Source organism: Ignavibacteria bacterium (genome assembly GCA_025612375.1).
GTDB lineage: Bacteria > Bacteroidota > Ignavibacteria > Ignavibacteriales > SURF-24 > JAAXKN01.
The window spans coordinates 44050-56466 of the sequence record JAAXKN010000005.1 but is presented as its reverse complement, the minus strand read 5'-3'; the positions used below and the strand labels follow the sequence as shown (position 1 = coordinate 56466).

Below are 12417 nucleotides of genomic sequence, written 5' to 3'. Positions count from 1 at the left end.
TTACTTAATCTGTAATAAGCAGAATTGTTTTTAGCAGGAAATACCGGATATTACCGCGGGGGTTGAAATATGTTGCAGATTTCATCATAAAAAGCCTGCCCCTGAGCATTTGCAATTTTCAGATTACAGGAAAACGAGGTATTGAACAAATAAGAATAAATCATTCCTTCTTCATAATCCGGGTGTGCTGCTTCCTTTTCCATGGCACCTGGCATTTCAGAAAGAATTGAATATTGATCTGGACACAAGTAATTGCCCGCCCGGGCATCCGGCTTTCCGCATGAAATAATAGTAATTAAAATTACAGAGGCAAACAGCAGTTTTTCCATTTTTTTTACCCCGGGGTGAACTCATAGTCCGTTTGTTGATGCAAAAGAAAGTTTATTCACTATACATGTCTTCAAAAATCTTGAATATTGAACTATTTGGCTATATTTTAATCTATCGTTAATTTGCTCAATTAATTGCTTTTCTCTGGTATTATAATAAGTAAAATGCGACTTAATTTAAACATATTTTTTCTTTTTGCATTACTCCTGCTGGCAGTATCGGACCCCGGGCGCAGCCTTCTTTCTGAAGGTCAGTTTCACGAGTCTGCTGAAAATTCCGGTATAGCCTATGATGACGAGGGGCACGATATCCAGGAGGACGATTACTCATGTACTGAGAGCTCCTATAGAAAAATATTTTTAATTCCCGGAGCAGCAGCGTTTTGTGATAAGGCATTTAAGACAACAATTCTTGATCTTGAAATCTGGAATCCTCCCAAAAACAACCCGTAAAACCCTTACCGGAATAAATAACGTGCACCAGTCAATTTCCATCAGTTTGCGGTGCACGGCAGCACTTAATTATTAATTACAAATCAGAGGAGAACCAAAATGAAGAAGTGTCCTTCATGTGACGTATTCATGAATGAGGTAATAAAGACAGATGTTCTGATAGATATTTGTCCCAAATGCGAGGGGATCTGGCTGGACAAGGGGGAGCTTGACAAGATAATTGCCAGGAACAGGCAGTTTGAGGAAAATAACACGTCCCGCTACTATGATGATGACCACCATGAAAGGCATCATCATGATGATGACGACGACTATTATGAAAAGGGCCGCCACAGGAAAAGGACGGGCGGGTTCCTGGAAAACTTATTTGATTAGGAATTTATTGTTCCTCTTCCAAAAGTAAAGTAATTTGAGTTATTTACAAGAGCGCCTGAAAAAGGCGCTCTATGTTTTTGGTGACATTATTATTTAACGAGAAGGATTTTCTGAACCTTTGCAAAGCTGCCTGAGCTCATCCGGCAGATATACATTCCCGAGGTTAAATCCCGGCCGTCGAAGGCAACTTTATACTGCCCGGCTTCCTGCACTCTGTCTACAAGTGTCGTTACCTCGCGTCCCAGAATGTCGTAGATCCTGACTTCAACGTGAGAGCGCTTGGGGAGCCCGTAGCTTATCACGGTTGACGCGTTAAACGGGTTGGGGAAGTTATTGTAAAGGATGTAGTCCGCAGTCGGGATGCGGAGTGTATAATCCTCCTCATCAGAAATCTTATAGCGGTAGTCGCCAACAGCAAATGCAGGCACCAGAATCCACTCAACTTTCTGTTTGGATAAAGACTGTGTCACTATCTTAAGGTCGATTAAGGTGGAATCGGTTTCTAAAAATTTCCCGATGTCTGCTGTGCTGGTAAGCGTCGTGTCCTCACTGAATGTCCTTTTTCCTATCTTAACCTGCTCCCATTCCTGCGAGCCGTTTTTCTTCAGGTAAAGTCTTGTCCAGCTGGTATCTATCTTATTCTTAAAATTCTCATCAAGTGATGAAACACTAAAGGAAATTTTTCCCCTTCTTCCTGCAGTCAGAATTCCGGAGGGTGTGCCATTAGAGTTCAGAATCTGCAGTGATACAATATGGGGCAGTTCAGCCTTATTCTCTGCGGAACTCATTTCGGTATAGTAGCGGCCTTTCCCTTTTACTCCTGCAACCATAAAATTACTTGTTGTGAATTCCAGCTTGAACCTGCCTTGCGGAAATTCCATTGCCGATAGAGGTCCATATGAAATTATATTCCCGTTTTCGTCGTAAGATGTATAAGTTGTATAACTTTCGTCACCTGTCCTGAGCTCATTCATCCTGCCGTAAATGGAAACATGGGGGCATAATTGGATGCTGGATCCCATGAGCGCCATTCCATAGTAAAGATCGGCATAAACCGGGCCTTCACCGAAACTGATTGCCTCATCAGGATCGGTTATGAATGGAGCTGGCGTGTAGTAGCCCATTGGCGTAACCCCCACGGCACCGTACCGGGCCAGGAGGCTCCCGCTCGTCCAGTTAGGGACTCCGTTTTCTTTTAAGGACTGAATAATTGCCGAGTGTGCAAAACTGTTATCCGTTTCAGGAGTCATATACAGAACCCCTTTCCATTTAGGGCTTTTAATTCTGCTTGATGGATCATCAATAATAATTTTATTCAAGGGGGCGTTGAAGCAGTTGCTGATTGAGGCTTCCGATCCTTCCGGCTGGTTAATTGTAATAGTTCGCTTCAGAAAACCGGAAGGGGAGTTCGTAAGGTTAACGCTGTCAGTCACGTTGGACATGAGCGGGAAACGAAGAATTCTTACGGCGTTATCCATTGCCGGGTCGAACTGAAACTGCCCCGCATTAATTGCGGTAAAAATAGTTGTATTGGAAACTTTCAGTATATAATCGGAAGAAAATGAATAATAGAGCCCCTGCCTTGCGTTTGAGAAAACTCCGTAATTTGGAAACGAAAAAAAGAAGTTATTCCGCGAGTTGGGAAGGCTGCTGAATTTTCTGCCCGATTCATCCACCCCGTTGACTCTTATGGAATTGCCGGCATCAGATGGCCCCGCATAAATGCTACTGAATCCCCCTAAGCTGAAGGGCTTGTCAACAAAGTACAACGCGGGTATTCCGTTCTCAGTGTCTGAAAATATAGAGATCAGTGAATAGCTTCCTTTAGAAAGAAGAATTTCAGCCTGGTTGAGATCATTTGACGTCCACTCATTTTCAAGTGTACGCCAGTCGTGGGTTCCATAGATGAATGAGAAAACGGGAGGTTTTGCAAAATTCACCTGAACGAAAGGACCCCTTACAAACGCCCAGGGTATGGCAAGTGTGTCTGCACTACCCCGGATGTTAACTTTCCCGCCGTATGAGTAAGACTCCATGTACATATGTTCAATAGTCTTGTTGTCCACACTGAGTGTAAAGACTACTTTGCCAGATTCCCCGGGCTGAAGCAGGAGCACGTTACGGTCCACGTCGAGCGTGATACCTGAAGCAAGTCCATCTACGGTGATATTGTAGCTCTGTGTTGAAGTGGACTCATTGAGTATTGAAATGGTATCTTTTCTTATCCACGCTCTGCTGTTCATGCTGTCTATGCCGAAGCTTAATCCTGAAGGAAATGCAAATGACTTCACATCCATTGCCTTAGGTGCATTTAAGAATCCCGCCCCGTAGCTCATGGGGCACAGGTTATAGTCCTTGGCCGTAGCCATTATGGCCGACTTTATCATTTTTGGGGTCCAGTTCCTGTGCATGTGTTTAAGAAGGGCGCAGACGCCTGCTACCATGGGGCTTGCCATGGAAGTGCCATCTAAGGTCTTATAGTCCCCGTTAAGAAAGCAGGAGCGGATGCCTACTCCAGGGGCAAGGATTTCGGGCTTAATGGCAAAAAGTCTTTTTGAAGGCCCTTTTGAGCTGAAGTAGGCCAGCCTGGTCGATTTGTCGGTTGCTCCAACGGTAATTGCGAGCTCAGAGGATCCGGGGCTTGAGATGCGGTAATCCCGGCCGCTGTTGCCGGCTGAGATGCAGAATGTAACACCGAGCCTTACGGCGTTATTTACAGCCTGGCTCATGGGGTCAAAAGGGTTGCCCTCTTCAGCCCCCAGACTCATATTCACAACGTCCAGCATGTCCTCAGTGTTATTGTCCTCATTCGGGTCAACGGTTCTTTCCACGGCTGCAATGCAGTCAGATTCAAAGCCTTCGCCATCTTTGTTTAAGACCTTATAAGCCATAAGAAGAGCCTTTGGAGCAACGCCCTTAATTTCTGTGCCATCAGCGGCGGCGATGCCTGCAACATGTGTCCCGTGCCCGTGGTCATCCATAGGGTTATTATCCCTGTTTACAAAATCATATCCTCCCATAACCTTAAAGCCCTTTCCAAATCCGCCTCCCAGTGCCGGGTGCAGATAGTCGACCCCCGTATCAATTATACCAATAACTATGCTGTCGCCCTCATCGTTAAATTTACTCCAGACAGAATCTGCGCCTATAAGCCTTACGCTTTCACGGAGATTAACTTTGAGAATTTTATCCATGTATACTTTTCTGACATAGGGGAGCGAAGAGATCATTGAGATCATTGCCCTTGGAACACTGAGGCTTGCGCCGCTGAAGAGCTTGAAATATTCTCTTTTCTTCTGCGGAAGCCCGAGCTGCACGTTATAGGCTTTGTTTGCTTTTTCATAAAGCCCCGGGAGGTCTGAAGAAAACTGCGTCTGCCTCGACATGTATGAAGCAGTTACAGGCTTTTTGATTTTGCTGTCTATCTGCAGCATGAACAATGGGGTATCCTTGTACTCAACAATTATATTAACCATTTCGGTCATATCGGTATCAATTACCTTAACGCTGTCATTGATAATAAGAGCGCCTGTGATATGGCCTGGTTTTTCCTGTATAAAGCTCTGAGACGCGGAATTTCCGGAATAAGGAATTGCCTCCTGTGCCTGTGAAATTCCGGTAATAAATAAAACGCTGGTGATAAAAAGAAGGAAAACAAAACGCATTATTAGCTCCTTATTAAAATAAGATTAAAGCCCGGGGTAAGTTCTGTTTTCAAGGATTACTAATCCTTTTCAAAGATTCTACAGGTGCAAAATAGTTAAATTACTATTTAATGTGAATAATTCTTTTCTATCCCTTAGGGGAAATGTTGAATTTCCACCGCCTAAAGCTTAGTTTTGGCAGGAAATATCTTTATTCAATTATCTAAAGGCACCCGGGAATGAAAATTTTTACTTTTATCTTACTCCTGGCTCTTCAGGCAGCTATTTCGGCACAGATTAAGTTCGACGCAAATTTCGAAAGCGGAAATATAAATTCTGTGGCAACTATGGACTCTGTAAACTATACCGTTACAACAAACAGTACTGATGATATCGGCGGCAGATGGTTTTACTTCCGCATTTCCGGGGTGAAAAACAGGCATATTTCTGTTTATATCCCGACAACTGACGTGAACAGACCATTCTATTCTTACGACAACAAGGAGTTCTACCGCTTTACAATGTTCGAAAGCCCAAGGCAGAACTACTTCGAAAAAACATTCGAGCAGGATACGGTCTATGTCTCCTATTACATACCTTATAACTACAGCTACCTCCAGCAGAGAATTAAGGAGTGGGAAAAACATAGCGACGTAAAGGTGGATACAATAGGTTTTACAAAGCACAATCTGCCGCTCCAGATGCTCACCATAACAGATAACTCGGTCCCACTGAGCGAAAAACGCGCAGTCTGGATACACGCCCGCACACACCCGAGCGAGACCCCGGGCTCCTGGCACCTCGACGGAATTGTGCAGGAACTCTTAAGCAATAATGACGTGGTGAACTATTACAAAAAGAAACTGATATTCTACATTGTGCCTTTTACAAATCCCGACGGCGTTTTCTACGGCAAGTCAAGGACTAACCCTGACGGCGTCGATGTTGAATCCAACTGGGGGCTTCCTGACGACGGGACTACACTTGAAGTCGTGGCTTTAAGAAATAAGATGAAAGAAATTAACTCTAAGGGACAGCTGGCGGTTTTTCTTAATATTCATTCCCAGGCCTCAAAGTTTGCAACTTTCTGGATCCATACTGCCGCCTCGACAACGCAAAACTTTTACTTAAAGCAGAACCAGTTTGCAAACCTTAATACTTCAGACAATCCGTACTTTACAAAGACGGACTACAGCTATTCGAATATCGGATATTACTTCCCCGAAGGATGGCTGTACCAGAATTACGGGCAGTCCGTTATGGCGCTTACTTATGAAACCCCTTATGACCAGTATTCAACGGGCTTCTGGGTTACTAACGAAAGCCTTTTCCAGATAGGGCAGCGCACGCTTTATGCGGCTGCGGAATACCTGGGGCTCTCACATCCAAAACACCTGCAGTTGGATAACTCGCAGGCCGTAGTTGAAGGCGCGGCAAAGGCTGATTCATCGGGACTTTTATTCTTTGGTAATAATTATCTTTTTATGAATAAGAGTACCACAAAGGCTTCAGTATCTTATCATACGGAGAGCCTTCCTGCCGGAATTTACAGCATCTCCGGATGGTGGCCTTCAACTGCAGGAGTATCCACAAATACAAAAATTGTAATGGAAGCAAACGGCAATAGTGTAACTGCCTACAGAAGCCAGCAGAAAGACGGCGGGCAGTGGAACCTTCTGACCGACAGCCTTACGCTTTCTACTCCTGCCTCAATTACAATCAGGGTGGAAAATAATGAAACTGCTGCCGTGGCTTCAGACGCATTCAGGGTAATCTATAAAGGGCAGTTGAGCCGCGTTGAGGAAAAGCTGATACCAACGGATTTTGCCCTTTACCAGAATTATCCCAATCCCTTTAACCCTTCTACTACTATCAGATATAACCTCACCCAGGGCGCAAATGTCAGACTTACGGTTTATGACATTCTGGGAAAGGAAGTTAAAATAGTTGAAGAGGGCTACAGGTCAAAAGGCATGCATGAAGTTCATTTCAGCGCCGGGGACCTTTCAAGCGGCATTTATATTTATCAACTTAATGCCGGCAGCATGTCGCTGTCTAAAAAGATGCTGTTCTTGAAATAAATCCCTGCCGCATAAATTAAAGGAAATAATCCTATATTTGAAAACTGAAACTTATAATTATCCATTGCAGAGGAATATTAAAATGTCTCTTAAACTTAAAAGTGTAATATTTCTGATTGTCTTTTCGCTCCAGGCAACTTTTGCACAGACAGTTAAGATCTCAAAGGTGGAACCCCCTAACTGGTGGAGCGGCATGAAATATAACCATGTGCAGCTTATGGTTTATGGGGAAGGTCTTAAAGGCGTTAAGGCAAGCTTCAACTCTCCAAAGCTCAAAGTGGTAAAGGTTAATAATACGGATAACCCGTCATATGCTTTTATAGATATTGTTATTCCGGATAATACAACTCCCGGCACTTACACTCTTACGCTAAGAAAAGGAAATGAGAAAGCTTCAGTTGATTTCCCGGTCCTCAAAAGAGAAAACCCTTCCGGGCGCTGCCAGGGTTTCAGCCCTAAGGACGTAATTTATATGATTACACCCGACCGCTTTGCTAACGGCGACAGGACGAACGATGAAGTCTCCGGAATGAATGACCACTACCTGCCCGACTCTGCCTACGGGCGCCACGGGGGCGACATTCAGGGGATAATTGACCACCTTGATTATATTAAGGACCTTGGTGTAACAGCTGTCTGGGTTAACCCTCTTGTTGAAAACAACACGCGCCTAAGCTATCACGGCTACGCTGTAACGGACCATTATAAAATTGACGCACGCTTCGGTACAAATGAGTTGTATAAAACGTTTGTTGAAGAAGCCCACAAGCGCGGCCTTAAGGTTATTTTAGACCACGTGAACAACCATATCAGCAGTTATCACCCGTGGATGAAGAACCTGCCGGCCAAAGACTGGCTTAACGGCTCTAAAGAAAGTCACAATATTACGCGCCACATCAACTCCTCGGTCTACGACGTCCATAGCGATCCTGCCGTAAGGGATTTTAACAACCACGGCTGGTTCGTCAATGAAATGCCCGACTTAAACCAGAAAAACCCGTATCTTGCAAAGTACCTGACAGAAAATACACTGTGGTGGGTTGAGTTTGCAGGGCTGGATGGAATAAGGGAAGACACGTATCCTTATCCCGATCAGGAGTTTCTGTCCGGGTGGAATAAGACCATCCTTACCGAATATCCCAATTTTAATATAGTGGGCGAGGTCTGGATGGGAGATCCTGCGTTCCTGGCACCCTTCCAGGCAGGAAGCTTTATCCCTCAGAAGTTTAATACTAACCTGCCCAGCCTTACCGACTTTTCTTTCCGCGATGCCGCGGCTGACGCTTTTGCAAACGGACGGGGTCTAAGAAGAATGTATGACGACATTGCCAAGGACTACCTTTTCCCGAACCCGTCGAACCTGGTTACTTTCCTGGATAACCACGACGTGGAAAGAATAATGTACCTTCTGCATAGCGACATGAACCAGTTCAAACTGGCCATGGAGCTTTTACTTACAACGCGCGGAATTCCGCAGATCTACTACGGAACAGAGATAGGTATTGTAGGCGGACCCGATGACGGGCGAAAGCGTGCCGATTTCCCGGGTGGATTCCCTAACAGCAGCCACGACGCTTTTACAAAACAGGGGCGTACAGAAAAAGAAAATGAAACGTACGACTTTGTGCATAAGCTCCTTGAGATTAGAAAAAACAGCGAAGCCATTCAAACGGGAAAGCTCATTCATTTCCCGCCCTTTGATGAAGTCTACCCTTACCTCAGGGTTTCGGATAATGAGACCGTGCTCGTTGTCTTAAACGGCAATAAGGAGCCTCAGAAACTCAGCATAGCATCCCTCGGGGATCATTTTAAGAATGCAAAAGTCTTAAAAAGCCTTATGACTGGAAAAGAGATTAAATTTACTCCCGATCTCAAGCTCGAAATGCAAGCCCTTACCGGGGACATATTCGAGGTAAAATAAAATTGTTCTTCCTATGACTAGCCCCGAGCTTTTAGCTCGGGGTTTAGGAAATGCCCCTATCCAGCGGGGCTTCAGCCCCCGATTTTCCTCCGGTATCTCACCCAAAAATCAGCCCTGTATTTTGCCATGGATTACCAGCCATTTTTTCCGTTTCTTTGCCGCTTGTAAGTTGAACTTTTTCTTTGTAGAATTGTTCAAATTTATAGCATGTTGTCTTTCAATTTATTTAATTTAAGATATGACCAACCAGAATAAACCCGTTTTTTCAAGCGAATCCGATAAAAGATGGAGAGCTTTTAAGGGAACAGTACGCTTTGTCCTCGTCTTAATTCTCCTTGCAGGCTTTGCGCTTGCTGTAGATGTAATAAGCGAAAGCGGCACCTCGCTTCCAAGGCTGCGCGAGCAGAACGAGCTCTACAGAAAAGTGCTCAACCCTGAGCATATTACAACGATCTCCACAAAGGAAAATAAACTCTACCATAAGAGCCGCAGGGAGCTGATGAAGCTCGTTTCACAGAACCACAGGCTGAACCATAAGCCGAGCCAGATGAAAACTAACCAGATCCGTGCCGGGTTCTATGTCAACTGGGATGCGCAGTCATTCTACTCGCTGAGGGACAATATAGATAAAATGAATATGGTTATGCCCGAATGGCTCTTCGTTTCCGATTATGCCGATACGGTTGCCGCAGATATTGACTTCCGCGCCCTTGCCCTCATGGAAAACCATAAAATAAAAATCCTTCCCATGGTCTCTAACTACTTTAATGAGAAATGGAACCCGGGCAACGTGGAACGGATTATTTCATCGCGTGAACGCCGCACAAAGTTTATTGAAAGCCTGCTTAGAATGCTGGGCAGGTATAAGTTTGCAGGGGTGAATATAGATTTTGAAAGCCTGGATGTGAAAGATAAATCCAACATGCAGGAATTCCAGAAGGAGCTTTATGAAAAGCTCAGCCGGCAGAATTACATTGTAACGCAGGACGTTCCCGTTGGCGATAATGCCTATGACTATGGCGAGCTCCAGAACTATAACAATTATCTCATTCCCATGGCATACGACCTGCATTACGCCGCCAGCAATCCGGGCCCTGTTGCAGACATTAAATGGGTTGAATACAACCTCTTAAACATCATTAAGAAAACCTCACCCGGGAAAATAATACTCGGCATTCCTGCCTACGGCTACGACTGGCCGCAGAATGACGAGGGGGAGGACATTACATACCAGGAAGCACTCGTAAGAGCCAAGGAGTCGGAGGGAAAAATAGATTTTGACAACAATAATTATAACCTCGACTATACTTATTACGACGACAACGATAAGCCCCATACAGTCTGGTTTACAGACGCCGCAACTTGCTATAACCTCATCAGAACGGCTGAGGACTTCGGAACCGCCGGCGTTGCACTCTGGCGCCTTGGCGGGGAGGACCCGAGGCTCTGGACGTTCTACAACAAGAGCCTGAGCCTGGATTCAGTAAGCCGCAGGCCCCTGGACTTATCGAAGCTTGAGACGATTGACCATACGACTAGCCTGGACTTTGAAGGAGAAGGGGAGATCCTGGACATAGTCTCAACGCCGCAGAAGGGCTTAATAAACATTGAATATGACAAAAACGACCAGGTGATCTCGGAGGAAAACTACAGACAGCTGCCGTCTTCATACCTGATCCGTAAGTTCGGCAACGCCGCAAAGAAAGTTATTGTGCTTACCTTTGACGATGGTCCCGACAGGCGCTACACTCCGGCCATACTGGATATCTTAAAGCGCGAGCACGTCCCGGCTGCGTTTTTTGTCCTGGGCGTTAACGCCGAGAACAACCTGGGCCTTATTAAAAGGATGTACGACGAGGGCCATGAAATTGGCAACCACTCATTCATGCATCCGAACCTTGCAATTACAAGCCTTGAAAGAACACGCTTTGAGCTTAATTCCACCAGGCGCCTGATTGAAAGCATTACGGGGCACTCCACTGTACTCTTCCGCCCCCCGTACGACGCCGATACGGAGCCCGAGCACATACAGGAAATACTTCCTATTATTGAAGCCAGGAACCAGAACTATTATACCGTGGGGGCTTCTATTGACCCCCTGGACTGGCAGGAAGGCGTTCGGGCAGATTCTATAATGGCAAGAATTAAACGCGAGGAATCCTTCGGCTCCATTGTGCTTCTGCACGACGCCGGGGGCGACCGCTCGCAGACCGTAAAAGAGCTGCCCGCAATAATCAAATATTTTAAGGACAGGGGATACACATTTTCTTCAGTTGCCAGCCTGCTCGGCAAAACACGCAACGACGTGATGCCGCCTCTAACGAACAGAAAAGACGTATTCTTGTCCAAGGTTAACTGGTCCATTGCAGAAGTCATATACTGGATGAACCGTTTCATATTTGCCCTTTTCTTCCTCGGGATCATTCTTGCATTAGGCAGGCTTATTCTGGTTGGAATATTTGCCGCAATGCAGAAAAAGAAAAGAGAAAGTGAAGAGACGGCATCAGCAAAGAATCAGCCCGGGGTGAGCCTTATTGTGCCGGCATTTAACGAGGCGGTGCATGCGGTTAAAAACGTCAGGAACCTATTAAGGTGCAGCTATCCGTGCTACGAAATTGTTTTTGTAGACGACGGCTCGAAAGATGAGACATATAATGTGGTAAGTGAGGCTTATAAGGATAACCCCAAAGTAAGGGTTTTTACAAAGCCAAACGGCGGCAAGGCAACGGCCCTAAACTACGGAATTGCTCAGGCCAGGGGTGAAATTGTGGTATGCATAGATGCCGATACGCAGCTTTTGCCCGATGCAGTTTCAAGGCTCGTTGAAACTATCCTGGAAGATGAAAACATTGCAGCCGTTGCAGGCAACGTTAAGGTTGGCAATGAGAGGAACTTCATCACTAAGTGGCAGTCGATTGAATATATTACAAGCCAGAACTTCGACCGCAGGGCTTTTGATCTGCTTAATGCAATTACCGTCGTGCCGGGTGCAATAGGGGCTTTCAGAAAAAAGTATATTCTTGAGGCTGAAGGCTTTACTTCAGACACGCTGGCAGAGGACTGCGATATTACGATCAGGCTTTTAAGGCAGGGGCACGTTGTGCGCTACAATGAGCACGCTCTGGCCTATACTGAGGCTCCCGAGACGATAAGGATGTTTTTGCGTCAGCGCTTCCGCTGGTCGTTTGGAATTATGCAGAGCCTCTGGAAGCACAGGGATGCAATATTCAACCATAATTATAAGAGCCTGGGGCTTGTTGCCCTTCCTAACATTCTTCTGTTCCATTTCCTTCTGCCTCTTTTTTCTCCCCTGGCAGAACTGATGATGGTGCTTGGAATAATAGGCGGCTACTGGCAGCAGATACTGGGATATTATGCATTGTTCCTGATACTGGATTTTGTTTCGGCCGCGGTGGCTTTTATGTTTGAAAAAGAAAAGATGAACCGCCTCTGGCTCATTTTCCCGCAGAGGTTTTTATACCGGCAGCTGATGTACTGGGTCTTAATTAAATCCTTTGTTGCCGCAATTAAAGGTACCCTCGTCGGCTGGGGAATATTAAAAAGAACGGGCAAGGTACAGGTGGATCCTTCACCAACGGGCGGAAGAGCGTAAA

At 45.5% G+C, this 12417-nt stretch carries 6 protein-coding genes; 5 read left to right on the top strand and 1 reads right to left on the bottom strand.

What is annotated here, in order from left to right; translation table 11 throughout:
- Positions 1-494: 494 nt before the first annotated feature.
- Together HF312_05285 and HF312_05280 are read left to right on the top strand one after the other, a co-directional pair.
- A complete protein-coding gene (locus HF312_05285) occupies positions 495-782 on the top strand; it encodes a hypothetical protein (GenBank protein MCU7519609.1) in 288 nt (95 codons plus the stop codon).
- Positions 783-881: 99 nt separating this feature from the next.
- A complete protein-coding gene (locus tag HF312_05280) occupies positions 882-1157 on the top strand; it encodes a hypothetical protein (GenBank protein MCU7519608.1) in 276 nt (91 codons plus the stop codon).
- A gap of 89 nt (positions 1158-1246) precedes the next feature.
- On the opposite strand, the gene HF312_05275 is transcribed toward HF312_05280, so the two are convergent.
- Positions 1247-4822 (bottom strand): S8 family serine peptidase, encoded by a 3576-nt coding sequence (locus HF312_05275; GenBank protein MCU7519607.1) that lies wholly within the window; start codon positions 4820-4822, stop codon positions 1247-1249.
- A gap of 218 nt (positions 4823-5040) precedes the next feature.
- Between HF312_05275 and HF312_05270 the strand changes: the two genes are divergently transcribed.
- From HF312_05270 to HF312_05260, 3 genes are all read left to right on the top strand, one after another.
- Positions 5041-6882 (top strand): T9SS type A sorting domain-containing protein, encoded by a 1842-nt coding sequence (locus HF312_05270; GenBank protein ID MCU7519606.1) that lies wholly within the window; start codon positions 5041-5043, stop codon positions 6880-6882.
- Between the two features lie 82 nt (positions 6883-6964).
- Positions 6965-8803, top strand: a complete 1839-nt coding sequence (locus tag HF312_05265; protein MCU7519605.1) for an alpha-amylase — start codon at positions 6965-6967, stop codon at positions 8801-8803.
- A 238-nt stretch (positions 8804-9041) separates the two neighbouring features.
- A complete protein-coding gene (locus HF312_05260) occupies positions 9042-12416 on the top strand; it encodes a glycosyltransferase (GenBank protein ID MCU7519604.1) in 3375 nt (1124 codons plus the stop codon).
- Position 12417 lies beyond the last annotated feature (1 nt).

Bases quoted from the DNA above. Each gene is read 5' to 3' on its own strand.
- HF312_05285 (MCU7519609.1), top strand. From the start codon at position 495: ATGCGACTTAATTTAAACATATTTTTTCTTTTTGCATTACTCCTGCTG.
- HF312_05280 (MCU7519608.1), top strand. From the start codon at position 882: ATGAAGAAGTGTCCTTCATGTGACGTATTCATGAATGAGGTAATAAAG.
- HF312_05275 (MCU7519607.1), bottom strand. From the start codon at position 4,822: ATGCGTTTTGTTTTCCTTCTTTTTATCACCAGCGTTTTATTTATTACC.
- HF312_05270 (MCU7519606.1), top strand. From the start codon at position 5,041: ATGAAAATTTTTACTTTTATCTTACTCCTGGCTCTTCAGGCAGCTATT.
- HF312_05265 (MCU7519605.1), top strand. From the start codon at position 6,965: ATGTCTCTTAAACTTAAAAGTGTAATATTTCTGATTGTCTTTTCGCTC.
- HF312_05260 (MCU7519604.1), top strand. From the start codon at position 9,042: ATGACCAACCAGAATAAACCCGTTTTTTCAAGCGAATCCGATAAAAGA.